The organism is Pseudomonas sp. ATCC 43928 (genome assembly GCF_005938665.2).
Lineage (GTDB): Bacteria > Pseudomonadota > Gammaproteobacteria > Pseudomonadales > Pseudomonadaceae > Aquipseudomonas.
Genome location: NZ_CP041753.1, coordinates 4,389,006 through 4,405,418, shown reverse-complemented (window position 1 = coordinate 4,405,418; position 16,413 = coordinate 4,389,006). Strand labels below are relative to the sequence as shown.

Genomic DNA, 16,413 nt, shown 5'->3' with positions numbered 1-16,413 from the left:
CCAGATCACATCCGGAACACGCCGAAGCGGCTCGGTTCGATGGGTGCGTTCAGCGACGCCGACAAGGCCAGGGCCAACACGTCGCGGGTCTGCGCCGGGTCAATGACGCCGTCGTCCCACAGCCGGGCGCTGGAGTAGTAGGGGTGCCCCTGTTCTTCGTACTGATCGAGGATCGGTTGCTTGATCTCGGCTTCCTGCTCGGCGCTGAAACGATGCCCGCTGCGCTCGGTTTGCTCGCGCTTGACCTGCACCAGCACACCCGCCGCCTGTTCGGCGCCCATCACGCCGATTCGCGCGTTCGGCCACATCCACAGGAAGCGTGGATCGTAGGCCCGGCCACACATGCCGTAGTTACCGGCGCCGAAGCTGCCGCCGATGATCACGGTGAATTTCGGCACCTTGGCACAAGCCACGGCGGTCACCAGTTTCGCGCCGTGCTTGGCGATGCCGCCGGCCTCGTATTTCTGGCCGACCATGAACCCGGTGATGTTCTGCAGGAACAGCAACGGAATGCCGCGCTGGCAGGCCAGTTCGATGAAATGCGCGCCTTTCTGTGCGGCCTCGGCGAAGAGGATGCCGTTGTTGGCGAGGATCGCGATCGGGTAGCCGTGCAGGTGGGCGAAGCCGCACACCAACGTCGTCCCGAACAGCGCCTTGAACTCATCGAACACCGAGCCGTCCACCAGTCGTGAGATCACTTCGCGCACATCGAATGGTTGCTTGGCGTCGGCCGAGACCACGCCGTACAACTCGTCGCTGCTATACAGCGGCGCGATCGGCGTACGTTGTTGCAGTTCGCCGAGCTTGCGCCAGTTGAGGTTGGCCACGCTGCGCCGGGCCAATGCCAGGGCATGTTCATCGCTTTCGGCGTAGTGGTCGGCGACCCCGGAAATCTTGCAGTGCACATCGGCCCCGCCGAGGTCTTCGGCGCTGACCACTTCACCGGTCGCGGCCTTCACCAGCGGTGGGCCAGCGAGGAAGATGGTGGCCTGCTGACGAACCATGATCGCCTCGTCGGCCATCGCCGGAACGTAGGCGCCCCCGGCGGTGCAAGAGCCCATGACCACCGCAATTTGCGGAATGCCCATGGCGCTCATGTTGGCCTGGTTGAAGAAGATCCGCCCGAAGTGTTCGCGGTCCGGGAACACTTCATCCTGACGCGGCAGGTTGGCGCCACCGGAGTCCACCAGATAAATGCACGGCAGGCGATTCTGCTGGGCGATGGTCTGTGCGCGTAGGTGTTTTTTAACGGTCAGCGGGTAGTACGAGCCACCTTTCACGGTGGCATCGTTGGCGACGATCATGCATTCGACGCCTTCCACCCGGCCGATCCCGGCAATCACGCCAGCGGCGGGAACGTCTTCGCCGTACACCGCGTAGGCCGCCAGTTGGCTGATCTCGAGAAACGGCGAACCCGGATCGAGCAGGCGATTGATCCGCTCACGGGGCAGCAGTTTGCCCCGCGAGGTGTGACGTTCTTGCGCCTTCGGGCCACCACCTTGCTGCACTTGCGCGAGCAGGCTGTGCAGGGCGTCGACCTGTTTGAGCATCGCCGCGCTGTTAGCCGCGAACTCCGCCGAACGGGGGTTGAGCTGGGTATGCAGGATAGCCATGGACAGCTCCGTTTAGCGGGTTTCGTTGAACAGTTCGCGACCGATCAGCATGCGACGGATCTCACTGGTGCCGGCGCCGATTTCATACAGCTTGGCGTCACGCAGCAGACGACCGGCCGGGAATTCGTTGATGTAGCCGTTACCGCCGAGAATCTGGATCGCGTCGAGGGCCATTTGCGTGGCGCGCTCGGCACTGTAGAGGATCACCCCGGCGGCGTCCTTGCGAGTGGTTTCGCCACGTTCGCAGGCCTGGGCCACGGCATACAGGTAAGCGCGGCTGGCATTGAGTTGGGTGTACATGTCGGCGACTTTGCCCTGGATCAGCTGGAATTCGCCGATGCTCTGGCCGAACTGTTTGCGGTCGTGGATGTACGGCACGATCAGGTCCATGCAGGCCTGCATGATCCCGGTCGGGCCACCGGAAAGCACCACGCGCTCGTAGTCGAGGCCGCTCATCAGCACTTTCACGCCGCCATTGAGTACGCCGAGGATGTTTTCTTCCGGCACTTCGACGTCATCGAAGAACAGCTCGCAGGTGTTCGAGCCACGCATGCCGAGCTTGTCGAATTTGTTGCTGCGGCTGAAACCTTTCCAGTCACGCTCGACGATGAACGCGGTGATGCCATGCGGGCCTTTTTCCAGGTCGGTCTTGGCGTAGATCACGTAGGTGTTGGCGTCAGGGCCGTTGGTGATCCAGGTCTTGCTGCCGTTGAGTACGTAGTGATCGCCGCGTTTGTCGGCGCGCAGCTTCATCGAGACCACGTCGGAACCGGCGTTCGGCTCGCTCATGGCCAGGGCACCGATGTGCTCGCCGCTGATCAGTTTCGGCAGGTATTTGCTTTTCTGTTCATGAGTGCCGTTGCGGTTGATCTGGTTGACGCAGAGGTTGGAGTGCGCGCCGTAGGACAGGGCGACCGACGCCGAACCGCGGCTGATTTCTTCCATGGCGACCACGTGCGCCAGATAACCCAGGCCCGCGCCGCCGTACTCTTCCGGCACGGTGATGCCCAGCAGGCCCATGTCGCCGAATTTACGCCACAGGTCGGCCGGGAACAGGTTGTCGATGTCGATCTGAGCGGCGCGCGGGGCGATCTCTTTGGCGACGAAGGACTGAACCTGATCGCGCAGCATGTCGATGGTTTCACCGAGGGCAAAGTTCAGGGATGGGTAGCTCATGGGGCACCTTTTGGCTTTTTTGTAGGGTGGGGAGGGCAGTGATTCAGCTCTCACCTTTACGTTAACGTAAGCCTGTGACGAATGGCTGTCAATCACCCTTTACGTTAACGTCAACTTGAGCGAGAGTAGAGCCAGTTCTGAAAGACCTGCGTCGCCTTATGTGGCTTGCCACACAAGCCTCGCTCCTACAATAAAGACAATAGGGGTCGTCATGGATCAACCCAGTGCAAGCCCGCAGCGCAGCTATACCCGTGGTTCCCAGGACAAAGCCTTGCTGGCGATGACCATCGGCCAGGCGTTTGATAACACCGTCGCGCAATACCCGAACGGGGAGGCGCTGGTCGTGCGCCACCAACAGCTGCGTTACACCTGGCAGCAGCTGTCGGATGCTGTTGATCTGCACGCCAGAGCATTCCTGGCGCTGGGTTTGCAAACCGGTGACCGGCTCGGCATCTGGGCCCCGAACTGCGCCCAGTGGTGCATCAGCCAGTTCGCCAGTGCGAAAATCGGCGTGATCCTGGTCAACATCAACCCGGCTTATCGCAGTTCGGAACTCGAATACGTATTGAAGCAATCCGGCTGCCAATGGCTGGTTTGCGCCGGGGCCTTCAAGACCTCCGACTATCACGGCATGCTGCAAGGGTTGGTACCGGAATTGGCGGAGCAATCCATCGGCCGCTTGCAGAGCGAACGCCTGCCGGAACTGCGTGGGGTCATCAGCCTGGACGCGCAGCCACCCTCGGGTTTCCTGCCGTGGTCGCAATTGGCCGATCTGGCAGCCAGTGTGTCGATCGAGCAATTGCACGAACGCCAGGACAGCCTGCATTTCGACCAGGCGGTGAACATCCAGTACACCTCCGGCACCACCGGTTTCCCCAAGGGCGCGACCCTCAGCCACTACAACATTCTCAACAACGGTTACATGGTCGGCGAAAGCCTCGGCCTGACCGCCGATGATCGGCTGGTGATTCCGGTGCCGCTGTATCACTGCTTCGGCATGGTCATGGGCAACCTCGGCTGCGTCACCCACGGCAGCACCATGATTTACCCCAACGATGCCTTCGATCCGCTGTTGACCCTGACCACCGTCGCCGAAGAAAAAGCCACCGCGCTTTATGGCGTGCCGACCATGTTCATCGCCATGCTCGATCAGCCCAAGCGCGCCGAATTTGATTTGTCGAGCCTGCGCACCGGGATCATGGCCGGGGCGACGTGTCCGATCGAGGTGATGCGTCGGGTTATCGGTGAAATGCACATGAGCGAAGTGCAGATTGCCTACGGCATGACGGAAACCAGCCCCGTGTCTTTGCAGACCGGTCCGTCGGACGACCTGGAATTACGCGTCACCACGGTCGGCCGCACCCAGCCGCAACTGGAAAGCAAGATCATCGACGAGGCGGGCAATCTGGTGCCACGCGGCACCATTGGCGAGCTGTGCACTCGGGGTTACAGCGTGATGCTCGGCTACTGGAAGAACCCGCAAGCCACCGCCGAGGCTATCGATGACGCTGGCTGGATGCACACCGGCGATCTGGCGAGCATGAACGACGAAGGCTACGTGTGCATCGCCGGGCGTAACAAGGACATGATCATTCGCGGCGGTGAGAATATTTACCCAAGGGAACTGGAAGAGTTCTTCTTCACCCACCCGGCGGTTGCCGATGTGCAGGTGATCGGCATTCCTTGCTCCCGGTATGGCGAAGAGATTGTCGCCTGGATCAAATTCCATCCCGGCCACAGCGCTACCGAGCAGGAACTGCAAGCCTGGTGCAAGGAGCGTATCGCGCACTTCAAGACGCCGCGTTACTTCAAGTTCGTCGAGGAGTTTCCGATGACCGTGACCGGCAAGATCCAGAAGTTTCGGATGCGCGAGATCAGCATCGAGGAGCTCAAAGCGATGCGTTGAAAATCAAAAGATCGCAGCCTTCGGCAGCTCCTACGGATGTGCACAAAACCATGTAGATACTCTGTTCATGGTCAAGCTTTTAGCAGATGTTTTTCGCTGAAAAGCTTGGCCGTATCGAAATCCTCTCCAGCGCGTATGCAGGCCCTACAGCCCTGCGTCGCTGGGTTTTACGCTGGCGTCGGGAACAGGACGGAATGTCCCAGCCTCCACGACTGCAGGATCAGCAATGTCGATTCAGCGTATGTGCGCCGTACTTGGCCTTGCCCGCAGCAGCTATTACACCAAGTGCAAACCCAAACCGCAGAAACCTGCCCTGCGTTGGCTGGGGTGCAAGCTTTGTGCGCTGCATAAAGAACATCGAGAGGCGCTAGGTACTCGTGGGCTATCCAAAGAGCTAAGAAAAGAGGGCATTTTCATCGGGCGCTATCGAATGCGCACTTTGATCAAAACCTTTGGCCTGCACCGACGCAGGCCACGTTATGCCCACTATCGCCGCGCCACGAAGCCGGCGATCGGTAAGCGTCCGCCCATCACACCTTGCTTCAAATGATGTGTCGCTCATTTCTGTGTTTCAGACAAAGTAGGAGCGAAAACAATATGGCGAACATACCAGCAGTCGCTCAGTGGCCCCCAGCGTCAAGTTTCGCCTTGTAGGCCCGAAGCCATATCTCAAGAGAAATATAGGCTGCGACCGGAAGCGAAAACCAAAAAAGGATCATCCCGAAAAACATGCCGGCACCGATCCATCCTTGCAAGTCGATGCCATTCCACATACACGGAAGCGGCAGGCCCTTGTCGCCATGACATTCAAGATACTGATAGGCGAATGTGCTTATCTTCAACCATATAAGAAACTGCGTAGTAGGCAGCCATGCAAGAACGTAGCGATATCCGATTTTCATTCTTTTTCCTACTCCCTCGATGATGCTCCATCCTCACAGAATGCACGGTGCCAGAACACGCCCACTAAGCGTCCACCTGTGCGGCTGCGATCATGAGCTTGATCCAGTCGGCACGGCTTAACGGCCATGATCCGTATGTCTATCTGAAGGACGTACTCACGCGCCTGCCGACGCAGCGGGCGAGTGAAATCGGTAACCTTTTGCCGCATCCATGTACGTCCGGGTAACCCACCTTTCGAACTCTGCATCAAGACCGGTGCTCTACGTGTGGCCGTCCGCGGTCTCTAAGCTTAGGCACGGTCGTTCTTTGGTGTGTCCATTACGATGTAGCTCGTAATCGAAGAAACATGCGGCTGCGTACCCAAGACATCATTGTGGAATGTCTTGTAAGCCTTCATGTCCGCCAGTTCAACACGCAGAAGATACTCAATAGTCCCGGTGACGGTGTGAAACTCAACCACATCCGGACATGCGCTGATCGCTTTTTCAAAAGCCCGCAGACTGTCCTTCGTGTGATTGGAGAGTCCTACGGTAACGTAGGCCACAAACCCTGCTCCTAGGCGAGATCTGTCGATGACCGCCCTATAACCTGTGATGACCCCAGATCGCTCTAGCTCTTGAACCCTTCTCAGACAGGCGGAGGGAGACAGCCCGACTCGTTCGGCCAGCTTCAAATTGGTCTGGCGGGCGTCTCGAGAAAGCTCATGCAATATTCTTCTGTCGATCTGGTCAAGCTCTGCCATTAGTTGCGTCAGTCCTTGGTTTTTACGTCATTATGCAGCCATTGTGCGTGCGTTGCGCTATAAAATTCACGCACTTCTCAACCAGGCTCACCCTTGTTATGACCGATCCCACGCACCTCATTCCATTTATGATTTTCGCCATAGTGATGACCGGTACACCGGGCCCTAATAACGCCATGGTGCTGGTCTCAGGTGCGAAGGTTGGCGTGATGCGAACGATGCCCTTGGTGAGTGGTATCGCCCTTGGCGTCAGCTTGCAATTCGTGCTGCTTGGGCTGGGGCTAGGTACCCTATTTGACGCGGCGCCAGGTTTTCATACAGCGCTAGGCGTCGTCGGCGCAGGCTATATCCTTTGGCTGGCCTGGAAAATTGCAACCAGCGGCCCGCTGGAAATCTGTCAGGACAGCCGGCCCCCAATGGGGCTAGTGGCGGGCGCGGCATTTCAGTGGATAAATCCGAAAGCGTGGGCGCTTTCAATTAGCGCATCTGCAACCTATATACCCATCGAAAACCATGTCCTAAACCTATGCCTAGCAGGTGCTCTATTGGCGGCTCTATCGATGCTATGCGTGGGGATCTGGGCAGTGGGTGGGGTTGCATTACGGCAGGTGCTAACGCGCCCCAGTTATTCGTTAGCCTTCAACATCTCTATGTCCATAATTTTGATACTGACTACGATGCCTGCGATTCTGCGGTTGGCCCTTTCATAGCCGTAGCAAGTCCTACCTACGACTATTGAATAGTTAGCGTCCGGCGGACATGCCTTGCGTGGTTAAACGGGCGCCCATTTATGCAGCAGGAACTCCGTAATATCACTCGCCTGCTGCGTCGGCAAACGAGTCAGAATGTCCTTCAGATAGGCATACGGATCATGTCCGTTCATGCGCGCCGACTGGATCAAACTCATGATCGCCGCCGCCCGCTTTCCGCTGCGTAGTGACCCGGCGAACAACCAATTCGAGCGTCCAAGTGCCCACGGCCGGATCTGGTTTTCGACCTGGTTGTTATCAATGGGCACAGCGCCGTCGTCGAGGTAGCGCGTCAGCGCTACCCAGCGTTTAAGGCTGTAATCCAAGGCTTTGGCCGTCGCCGATCCGTTCGGCACCAGATCTCGCTGGGCCAACATCCAGTCATGCAGCGTTTTGATTATCGGCGCTGCTTTTTCCTGGCGTATTCGCCAGCGATCCTCATCGCTCATGTCCCGCGCCTGGCGTTCAACTCCGTACAAGCCGCCAATCGAGTGCAGTGTCTGCTCGGCCAGCTGACTTTTATTTGCCACGTGCAGATCAAAAAACTTGCGTCGAGCGTGGGATGCGGATCATTGGGTGAGTTCACGGACAAAACGGGCACAGCCTTCGGGATCGGAAGTTGGCCATTTCACTACGATTGATTGCTCGCCAAGCGGCAGTTCGATAGTCGCCGACGCTTCCTCCGGCCGTTTGGGGCTGGCTCTTAACGGAACAAAAGCCGGCAACGCTGACGGCAGGTCTCGGTAAAGCGGCAGTCACTTGCGGATCACGTTGGCGTTGATGCCGTGGCGGATGGCAACGCTAGATAGGGTTGCGCCCGGTTGCAGGCATTCCTGAACAACCTGGGCCTTGAGGGGTTTCGGGTAAGAGCTTCGTTGGCGCATGGAAATCCTGACATTAAGGGCTATTGCGTCCGCTTAAAAATACGCGGACACCATCGCCCTTAATGCTGGAGTTCGGAAGGTGTATTGGCTGGACGCTTACGGCGATCGTTGCCCCGAACATACTTGATCGTCGATTTATTCCGTCCCGGCCAGACACGCTTTGGGCGGGCGATATTACCTACATCAGAGTGGGAAATAGCTGGCTTTATCTGGCTGTGGTGATGGATCTGTTTTCACGCAGGATTGTGGGCTGGGCTTGTTCACGAACCGCCGATGCTGAACTGTCTGCGAAAGCACCGAGACTGGCAGTGTTGCTACGACCGGTTGAATCCGCCCAGTACACCGCTGATCGATTTGCTCCATGCCTAGCGGAGAACCGGATCGTTCAAAGCATGAGTCGTCGAGGCAACTGTTGGGACAACGCGGTGGTTGAACGCTATTTCAGGACGTTAAAGCACGATTGGATTCCGGAGAACGGCTACCAAAATTATTTCGAGGCCGAGAAGGATGTGATGGGTTTCATCTCCCATTACAACCATCGCCGTTGTCACTCCGCCTCGAACCACTTGCCGCCTGCGCTGTTTGAGGAGCAGGCGGCTTAATACTCCTACGGTTAAAAAACTGAACCACTACACCGAAGGCTGCGATCTTTTGAGGAAAAAACCGGAAGACAAGAAAGCACAAAGGGGAGCCGAAGCTCCCCTTTAATTTTGTCGTTACGTGCTCTTTTTTTATTATTGAGGGGCGGTCTGTTGTTGTTTTTGGCAACCGTGGCCCTTTACCGCTGTTTTTGTCGATCCCCATCCGGGATCAAGAGCAAACGTATTTTTTTGAGCGCTGATCTACTTTTTCGCCAAGCGATCCAACCAGTTCGGGAGCTACCTGAAGGTAGTTTTATTGTTCTCTGCCCGGTTGCGGGTTACTCCGAAAAGCACCCTGAAAAGCACACCTTCTCCAAAAAAATCTGTTAGCTGCGTCTCTGCCGTGTTGTTCTTGTTATGTCAGAGTCGTTACGTCTTATTTTTATTGGTTTGCAGCTTTTTATTCTTGTTATGCCATAGAGATAGCAGAAGCCGTGCCAACTTTGAAAAATCCTTTAAAATCAATGATTTGATTTTTTGTGAGATTTTTTCAGCCATACCAAACCTGACAATTTGTTTCCGTGTTACTCGTTTCCGCCCCACGTGCCAGAACACGCGGTAACACCCGGACACATCCACGTTGTCACTGTGCGCTGCGAGCCTTGGCCACGCGAGAACCGGTAGGGCGCCCCAGCACCGCGCAAATCTGCTGGCCGGCGCGAATCAAGGCGTCCAGGTCGATCCCGGTCTCGATGCCCAGGCCGTTGAGCAGGTAAACCACGTCTTCGGTGGCGACGTTACCGCTGGCGCCCTTGGCGTACGGGCAGCCGCCAAGGCCGGCGATGGAACTGTCGAATACCGAAATGCCTTCCAGCAGGCTGGCGTAGATATTGGCCATGGCCTGGCCATAGGTGTCGTGGAAGTGCCCGGCCAGTTTTTCCCGTGGCACGTCGGCCGAAACCACTTCAAACATCTTGCGGGTCGCGCCAGCGGTGCCGGTGCCGATGGTGTCTCCCAGCGAAACCTCGTAGCAGCCCATCGCATAGAGCTCGCGAGCGACCCGGGCGACTTGTGCAGGCTTGACATCACCCTCATAAGGGCAGCCCAGCACACAGGACACGTAACCGCGCACGCTGACGCCGTGTTGTTTGGCGGCGTCCATGATCGGCACGAAGCGCTCCAGGCTCTCGCTGATCGAGCAATTGATATTGCGCTGGGAGAACGCTTCGGACGCTGCGGCGAACACCGCGACTTCCTTGACCCCGGCGGCGATAGCGTCTTCAAAGCCCCGCAGGTTGGGGGCGAGGGCGCCATAGGTCACCCCTGGTTTGCGCTGGATCTGCGCGAAGACCTCGGCGGAACCGGCCATTTGTGGCACCCATTTGGGCGAGACGAAACTGCCGACTTCTATATAGCCGAGGCCAGCGGCGGTGAGCGCATCGACCAGTTGCACCTTGTCCGCGACGCTGATGGGTTGGGCTTCGTTTTGCAGACCGTCGCGGGGGCCGACTTCGACCAGGCGTACGTGGATGGGGAGGGACATGGGAATCGACCTGTGCTGATTGTCTGAATGCTGGGAGAACCCTGTGGGAGTGGGCTTGTGTAGGTCTACTGGACTGATTCCTGGCTCTTGATCGTTTGCTCCAGCGCCTGGGTGCAGCGCTCCTCGGCTGTGTCGAGTTCCAGCTTCATCTGTTCGATGTCCAGCAGTTGCTGCTCGAGTTGTTCCCGACGTTCGGCAATTTTCGCCAGCATGCTGTGCAATTGCTTGGTGTTACCGCTGGAGGGGTCATAGAGCTCGATCAGCTCGCGGCATTCGGCCAGGGAAAAACCAATGCGCTTGCCCCGCAGGATCAGCTTCAGGCTGACCTTGTCACGGGGCGAATAAATGCGTTCCTGACCGCGACGCTCGGGGCTGAGCAGGCCTTGCTCTTCATAGAAGCGAATGGCCCGGGTGGTGATGTCGAGCTCGCGGGCGAGGTCGGAAATGCTATAGGTCTGGCTGCTCATGGAAGCGCTCGAAAAAGGTCATGGCGCTAAGCTAATGTCAGGTTGACGTTTACGTCAAGGGGCATGGATCTTCGTTGGTATCACCGGCCTCTTCATCGCGGGCTTGCCCGCGAAGAACAATGACACGGATTAACGTCCTACACCTTATCCAGCTTCTTCTCGTGCGCCGTGACCTGCTGGCACAACTCGATCATCTGCTCGCGCATCCAGCGGTTGGCCGGGTCCTGGTCGGTGCTTTCGTGCCAGTAGAGGTGGGTTTCCACCGGCGGAACTTCTTTGACCGGCAGGTTCACCGAGTACAAATCATGGCGACGGGCGAAGCGTTCCGGCACGGTCATGACCATGTCGGTCTGCTGTAACACCTGGGACGCCATCAGGTAATGCTGGGAGCGCAGGGCGATCTTGCGCTGGATGCCCATTTTGCCCAGGGCCAGGTCGACATAGCCCAGGCCGCTGCGGCGGCTGGAGATATGGATGTGGGTCAGGGACAGGTAATCGTCGAGGGTGAATTTCTCTTTGCCCGCCAGCGGATGGCCCTTGCGCATGGCGCACACATAACGGTCTTCCATCAACTTGACGTGGCGCACCTGCGGGTCGGTGTTGAGTGGTGCATCCACCGCGAAATCCAGGCGCCCGGCCGCCAGTTCCTTGGTGGTTTCGCGGCGTTTGGACAGGAAACTCTCGATGATCACCGTCGGCGCCAGGCGGCGCAGGCGCTGGAACAATGGCGGCAGGATCACCGCTTCGGTGAGGTCGGTCATGCTGATGCGGTAGGTCTTGACCGCCTGCAACGGGTTGAAGATGCGGCTTTCCTGCACCGACACCCGCAGCAGGGAGAGGGCGTTACGCACGGGGCCGATGATGTTCTGCGCCATCGGCGTCGGCACCATGCCCTGGGCGGTGCGCACGAAAAGCGGATCGTTGAAGGTCTCGCGCAGACGGGCCAGAGCGTTCGACACCGCCGGTTGAGTAATGCCGACGATCTGCCCGGCGCGGGTCAGGTTGGCTTCGGTGTAGATCGCGTCGAAGACGATGAAAAGGTTGAGGTCGACCTTGCTCAGATTCATGCGCTGCACTCTTGTTATCAGGGGCGTCTTGATCGGACCCGAGGGCCTTGGCAATCAGCCGATCATATATCGGTGATGAATGTTAATACACGCCGAGAATAGGTTAGGTAAATTTTCGTAGCTGTTCTAGCATCGATTGCATGACCTGAACAACTCCTCTGAACCCCTGATTAAAAGGTAGAGCTGCCATGGATTTCGCTTATTCGCCCAAGGTCCAGGAACTGCGTGAGCGCGTGACTGCGTTCATGGACACCTACGTTTACCCCGCCGAAGCGGTGTTCGAACGCCAGGTCGCCGAGGGCGATCGCTGGCAGCCGACGGCGATCATGGAAGAACTCAAACTCAAGGCCAAGGCCGAAGGCCTGTGGAATTTGTTTCTGCCTGAGTCTGAACTGGGTGCTGGCCTGACCAACCTCGAATACGCGCCATTGGCGGAAATCATGGGTCGCTCATTGCTGGGCCCAGAGCCGTTCAACTGTTCGGCGCCCGACACCGGCAACATGGAAGTGCTGGTGCGTTACGCCAACGAAGAGCAGAAGCAACGCTGGCTCGAACCGCTGTTGCGCGGCGAGATCCGCTCGGCGTTCGCCATGACCGAGCCGGACGTGGCCTCGTCCGACGCCACCAACATGGCTGCCCGTGCCGTGCGTGATGGCGATGAGTGGGTGATCAACGGCAAGAAATGGTGGACTTCAGGGGCCTGCGATCCGCGCTGCAAGATCCTGATCTTCATGGGCCTGAGCAATCCGGATGCACCACGCCACGCTCAGCACTCGATGATTCTGGTGCCGGTGGATACGCCGGGCGTGAAGATTGTGCGTCCGCTGCCGGTGTTCGGTTACGACGACGCGCCTCACGGCCACGCCGAAGTGCTATTCGAGAACGTCCGGGTGCCGTACGAAAACGTCCTGTTGGGCGAAGGACGCGGCTTCGAAATCGCCCAGGGTCGCCTCGGCCCGGGCCGGATTCACCACTGCATGCGTTCGATCGGCATGGCTGAACGTGCGCTGGAGCTGATGTGCAAACGGGCGGTCAACCGCACCGCGTTCGGTAAACCTCTGGCGAGTTTGGGCGGCAACATCGACAAAATCGCCGACTCGCGGATGGAGATCGACATGGCGCGACTGCTGACGTTGAAAGCGGCGTACATGATGGACACCGTCGGCAACAAAGTGGCGAAGAGCGAGATCGCGCAGATCAAAGTGGTTGCACCGAACGTGGCGTTGCGGGTGATCGACCGGGCGATCCAGATCCATGGCGGGGCAGGGGTGTCCAACGATTTCCCGCTGGCCTACATGTATGCCATGCAACGCACCCTGCGCCTGGCCGACGGCCCGGACGAAGTGCACCGCGCGGCGATTGGCAAGTTCGAGATCGGCAAGTACGTGCCTAAGGAAATGATGCGCAGCGGGCACTGAGACCTGTGGCGAGGGGGCTTGCCCCCGTTCGGCTGCGCAGCAGTCGTAAATTGTACACCGCGTCTTTCCAGGAAAAATGCGGTGGCCGGTTTGAGGCCCGCTTCGCAGTCCAACGGGGGCAAGCCCCCTCGCCACAGTAGGCCCCCAAGCCACAATGTTTGGTGCTTACTTCAATACACCCAAACCTCAACCCGCCGATTCTTGATCCGCCCTTCATCCCCGCTGTTGGCCGCCACCGGCATCTCGGCGCCAAAACCGCGAATCTCGCGAAACACCACGCCGCTTTTCACCAGTTCTCGCCGCACCGCCATGGCCCGCAGTTTCGACAGCAGGTCGGCCCGCGCGGGGTCGCTCTTGGCATCGCCAAACCCTACCAGCGTCACCTGCCGATTGGCTTTGTCGTGCTGCCTTATATAGTCGAGCACCCGCGACAGGTCCTGGCGGGCCTTGTTGTCCAGCGTCGCGCTGCCTTCTTCGAAACGAAAATTCACCGTCAGCCGCTGGGCATGCCGACTGAGTGCCTGATAACCCTCGGGCATCAGCGCATTCGGTGTGACGGCCATGGCCTGAACGGTTTGCGCGATAAAACCATTGGCCGCAACAATCGCCTGGCCATTGCTGCTCTGGGCGAACTTCACCAAGGCCTTGGCCCAGGGATTTTTCCCGTTCGGCGGCAGGTAAAAGAACAGCCGACGGGACAGCGGGTAATCTTCCGTCGCGATCAGGCTATTGAGCGGCAGCATGGCCTGGGAGTCACCATCGACAATGGCCACGGCTTTGGCCTGACGCACATAAGGCAAACCAATGAAGCCGATGGCTTGCGGGTCCAGACTCACCGCGTCGGACAATTGCTCACTGGATTCGAAGCGTTTCGCGTTGCCGCTCAGCATTTTCCCACGCGGGCTGAGGACCAGTTCCTTAAATGTGTCGTAGGTGCCCGATTGGTCATCCCGCGCGTAGAGATGAATTGTCCCACCGGTGCCGCCGAGTTCTTCCCAGGTTTTCGTTTCGCCGCTGAAAATTCGCGCCAGTTGCTCGGTGTTGAGCTGCTTCAGTGGATTGTGCGGATGAAGGATGATGGCCAGCCCGTCGATGGCGATGACTTGTTCGGCAACCGGGCTTTTCAGGTCGCCCAGCGGTTCGAGATCCAGTCGTTCGCTGTCCTTGATCGGCCGTGACGAGGCCGCAAGATCGGCGGAGGCGATTTTCAGGGCTTTGAACCCGGTGCTGGAACCGTGGGCCGCGACTTCCACCTCGACTCGGCGGCCCTGAGCGGTTTCGCCGACGATGCGTTGTTCGTTGGCTTTGTCCGGGGCTTCGCGGTGCACCTTGAGCAGGCCCTGTTCATGCATCAACCCCTCGACCAGCGCCGGCCCCAACGCCGCGCCAATGGTGTTGGAACCCTGGATGCGCAGCACCGGCCCGCGTTCGGGCGTCGGCAGATCACCGGCCGATACTGTCAACGGCAGCACGGCGCCGAGCAGCAGGAACAACACGCGCAGGGACATGCCGGCACCTTAATAAGCCAAAGAAAGTGCCGGGAGAATAAGTCAGTAAGGTTTCTGAACGATGACAGTGATTATTCCCACGCGGAGCGTGGGAACGATCAGCAAAACGTTATCAGCTCAACTCAAGCCAGATCGGCGCGTGATCGGACGGCTTTTCCATTGCGCGCAGTTCGTAATCCACGCCTGCGTCCTTGACCCGAGGCAACAACCCGTTGGACGCCATGATCAGGTCAATCCGCAGCCCACGCTTGGGCTCATCTTCAAAACCGCGGCTGCGGTAGTCGAACCAGCTGAAACGGTCGGCAACCTCCGGGTTCAGGTGACGGAAACTGTCCACCAGACCCCAGTTCTTCAGGCGTGCCATCCATTCGCGTTCTTCGGGCAGGAAGCTGCATTTGCCGGTTTTCAGCCAGCGTTTCATGTTATCCGGGCCAATGCCGATGTCGCAGTCTTCCGGGGAAATGTTCACATCGCCCATCACCACGATCGGCTGGTCGTTGCTGAACTGGCTTTCCAGCAATTGCTGCAAATCGCTGTAGAAACGTTCCTTGGCCGGGAACTTGGTGGGGTGATCGCGGCTTTCGCCCTGTGGGAAATAGCCGTTCATGATGGTCACCGGCACGCCATTGGCGTCGGCGAACGTGCCCCAGATAAAGCGCCGTTGAGCGTCTTCTTCATCAGTGGCGAAACCTTTGTGCAGCGCAATCGGCTCCTGGCGCGAGAGCAGGGCCACGCCGTAGTGACTCTTCTGGCCGTGGAAATACACGTGATACCCCAGCGCCTGCACCTCGGCCAGGGGAAACTGGTCGTCGTGGACCTTGGTTTCCTGCAACCCGATCACGTCCGGCTGATGCTTTTCGATCAGCGCCGCCAGCTGATGCGGGCGAGCGCGCAGCCCGTTGATGTTGAAGGAGACGATCTTCATGGTCGGCAGTCCTGGCAAAAGTGCGATGCTAGCTGACATGTAGGAATGGGGCCAGCTTTGGGGTGAGGGGATTCATTGTGTCCTGTCAGAGATGTGTTGGCAGATCCGGCCTCTTCGCGGGCAAGCCCAGTCGATGAAGCTCCTCGCTTGGTCTATACCTGTCTGGGGAACTGTGAAGCCACCCCAAGGCTCGTACCAAGAAGAGCGCAGCCATCTGAGCTGTGCCCCAGGGAGATCCGCCGTTATGCCCGAAACCTCGACCGCCATCGCCGATATTCACATGCTCGACAGCGGCTATTCCCGCGAAGCGCGTTCCCTGTTGTACCAGGCGTACCGGCACGAGCCGACGTTCGGCTACCTGTTCGAAGCCGAACGCCCCGGTTATGAACAGCGAGTCCGGGCGACGGTGCGCGAACTGATCAAACAGCACTTTCTGCAGGATTTGCCGGCCATCGGCCTGCTGGTGAATGACCGCTTGATCGGCATCGCCCTGATCGCGCCGCCGCAACGCCGCCTGGGCATCACCGAAAGCTGGGCCTGGCGCCTGCGGATGGTGCTCAGCACCGGGTTTCGCTGTACCCGACGCTACCTCGATTACCACGCCGCCGTGATGGCGTGCGTGCCGTCCGACTCGGTGCACGTCCTGCCATTGCTGGGGGTTCACCCGCAGTTCCAGGGCAAGCACTTTGGCGAACAGTTGCTGCAGGCGGTGCACAACTGGTGCGCGGTCGATGAGCACTCCCAAGGCGTGATCCTCGACACCGGGAATCCTCGCTATCTGGAGTTCTATAAGCGTCAGGGCTATGAGGAAATCGGCGAAGTGGCCGTAGGACCGATCCGTGAGCACGTGTTTTTCCACGCCAACCCGCAGGTGTTACAAACAGCAACAGCATAATCGCCGAACTTATGGGACAAGTCCGGCTCTATCAGG

Annotated in this window: 16 protein-coding genes and 2 pseudogenes; 7 read left to right on the top strand and 11 right to left on the bottom strand. The window is 58.7% G+C overall.

Annotated elements, in window-relative coordinates:
- Positions 1 to 5: 5 nt before the first annotated feature.
- A complete protein-coding gene (locus tag FFH90_RS20135) occupies positions 6 to 1,613 on the bottom strand; it encodes a carboxyl transferase domain-containing protein (protein WP_111454084.1) in 1,608 nt (535 codons plus the stop codon).
- A 12-nt stretch (positions 1,614 to 1,625) separates the two neighbouring features.
- Positions 1,626 to 2,789 carry an isovaleryl-CoA dehydrogenase gene (locus FFH90_RS20130; RefSeq protein WP_007940933.1) on the bottom strand — a complete coding sequence of 388 codons (1,164 nt, stop codon included), beginning with the start codon at positions 2,787 to 2,789 and terminating at the stop codon, positions 1,626 to 1,628.
- 211 nt (positions 2,790 to 3,000) lie between these two features.
- On the opposite strand from FFH90_RS20130, the gene FFH90_RS20125 reads away from it, so the two are divergent.
- Entirely contained in the window at positions 3,001 to 4,695 is a 1,695-nt protein-coding gene (locus FFH90_RS20125; protein ID WP_138867926.1) for an AMP-binding protein, read from the top strand.
- A gap of 226 nt (positions 4,696 to 4,921) precedes the next feature.
- On the top strand, positions 4,922 to 5,245 hold the full coding sequence (locus FFH90_RS30020; protein ID WP_168206175.1) for a hypothetical protein: 324 nt from the start codon (positions 4,922 to 4,924) through the stop codon (positions 5,243 to 5,245).
- A gap of 70 nt (positions 5,246 to 5,315) precedes the next feature.
- On the opposite strand, the gene FFH90_RS20115 is transcribed toward FFH90_RS30020, so the two are convergent.
- A complete protein-coding gene (locus FFH90_RS20115) occupies positions 5,316 to 5,597 on the bottom strand; it encodes a hypothetical protein (protein WP_028941239.1) in 282 nt (93 codons plus the stop codon).
- Between the two features lie 80 nt (positions 5,598 to 5,677).
- Between FFH90_RS20115 and FFH90_RS20110 the strand changes: the two are divergent.
- A pseudogene (locus FFH90_RS20110) lies at positions 5,678 to 5,824 on the top strand (transposase domain-containing protein); the annotation flags it as partial.
- A gap of 63 nt (positions 5,825 to 5,887) precedes the next feature.
- On the opposite strand, the gene FFH90_RS20105 reads toward FFH90_RS20110, so the two are convergent.
- The gene (locus tag FFH90_RS20105) at positions 5,888 to 6,340 is read right to left on the bottom strand and encodes an Lrp/AsnC family transcriptional regulator (RefSeq protein ID WP_138867925.1); all 453 of its coding nucleotides are present in this window, start codon (positions 6,338 to 6,340) and stop codon (positions 5,888 to 5,890) included.
- A gap of 98 nt (positions 6,341 to 6,438) precedes the next feature.
- Here FFH90_RS20105 and FFH90_RS20100 point away from each other — a divergent pair, with 98 nt between their 5' ends.
- Positions 6,439 to 7,050, top strand: a complete 612-nt coding sequence (locus FFH90_RS20100; RefSeq protein WP_138867924.1) for a LysE family translocator — start codon at positions 6,439 to 6,441, stop codon at positions 7,048 to 7,050.
- Positions 7,051 to 7,112: 62 nt separating this feature from the next.
- On the opposite strand, the pseudogene FFH90_RS20095 reads toward FFH90_RS20100, so the two are convergent.
- Together FFH90_RS20095 and FFH90_RS20090 are read right to left on the bottom strand one after the other, a co-directional pair.
- Positions 7,113 to 7,652: pseudogene (locus FFH90_RS20095) on the bottom strand (IS66 family transposase); the annotation flags it as partial.
- A gap of 192 nt (positions 7,653 to 7,844) precedes the next feature.
- Positions 7,845 to 7,973, bottom strand: a complete 129-nt coding sequence (locus tag FFH90_RS20090) for a transposase (RefSeq protein WP_138867923.1) — start codon at positions 7,971 to 7,973, stop codon at positions 7,845 to 7,847.
- Positions 7,974 to 8,035: 62 nt separating this feature from the next.
- Here FFH90_RS20090 and FFH90_RS20085 point away from each other — a divergent pair, with 62 nt between their 5' ends.
- On the top strand, positions 8,036 to 8,575 hold the full coding sequence (locus FFH90_RS20085) for an IS3 family transposase (RefSeq protein ID WP_138867922.1): 540 nt from the start codon (positions 8,036 to 8,038) through the stop codon (positions 8,573 to 8,575).
- Between the two features lie 622 nt (positions 8,576 to 9,197).
- Here the strand turns inward: FFH90_RS20085 and FFH90_RS20080 are convergent.
- The 3 genes from FFH90_RS20080 to FFH90_RS20070 all read right to left on the bottom strand — a co-directional run bounded on the left by FFH90_RS20080 (position 9,198) and on the right by FFH90_RS20070 (position 11,631).
- Positions 9,198 to 10,097 carry a hydroxymethylglutaryl-CoA lyase gene (locus tag FFH90_RS20080; protein WP_138867921.1) on the bottom strand — a complete coding sequence of 300 codons (900 nt, stop codon included), beginning with the start codon at positions 10,095 to 10,097 and terminating at the stop codon, positions 9,198 to 9,200.
- 65 nt (positions 10,098 to 10,162) lie between these two features.
- Positions 10,163 to 10,564 carry a MerR family DNA-binding transcriptional regulator gene (locus FFH90_RS20075; RefSeq protein ID WP_038982455.1) on the bottom strand — a complete coding sequence of 134 codons (402 nt, stop codon included), beginning with the start codon at positions 10,562 to 10,564 and terminating at the stop codon, positions 10,163 to 10,165.
- A 137-nt stretch (positions 10,565 to 10,701) separates the two neighbouring features.
- Positions 10,702 to 11,631: a LysR family transcriptional regulator gene (locus FFH90_RS20070; RefSeq protein WP_008068246.1), complete on the bottom strand. Its 930-nt coding sequence runs from the start codon at positions 11,629 to 11,631 to the stop codon at positions 10,702 to 10,704.
- Positions 11,632 to 11,819: 188 nt separating this feature from the next.
- Between FFH90_RS20070 and FFH90_RS20065 the strand changes: the two genes are divergently transcribed.
- Positions 11,820 to 13,049 (top strand): acyl-CoA dehydrogenase, encoded by a 1,230-nt coding sequence (locus FFH90_RS20065; protein WP_138867920.1) that lies wholly within the window; start codon positions 11,820 to 11,822, stop codon positions 13,047 to 13,049.
- A gap of 170 nt (positions 13,050 to 13,219) precedes the next feature.
- Here the strand turns inward: FFH90_RS20065 and FFH90_RS20060 are convergent, their stop codons facing one another.
- Positions 13,220 to 14,557, bottom strand: coding sequence for a substrate-binding domain-containing protein (locus tag FFH90_RS20060; protein WP_018925464.1), 1,338 nt, complete (start codon positions 14,555 to 14,557; stop codon positions 13,220 to 13,222).
- Positions 14,558 to 14,669: 112 nt separating this feature from the next.
- Positions 14,670 to 15,482: an exodeoxyribonuclease III gene (gene xthA, locus FFH90_RS20055; RefSeq protein WP_018925465.1), complete on the bottom strand. Its 813-nt coding sequence runs from the start codon at positions 15,480 to 15,482 to the stop codon at positions 14,670 to 14,672.
- Positions 15,483 to 15,726: 244 nt separating this feature from the next.
- Between xthA and FFH90_RS20050 the strand changes: the two genes are divergently transcribed.
- A complete protein-coding gene (locus FFH90_RS20050) occupies positions 15,727 to 16,377 on the top strand; it encodes an N-acetyltransferase (RefSeq protein ID WP_018925466.1) in 651 nt (216 codons plus the stop codon).
- The last annotated feature ends 36 nt before the right edge of the window (positions 16,378 to 16,413 follow it).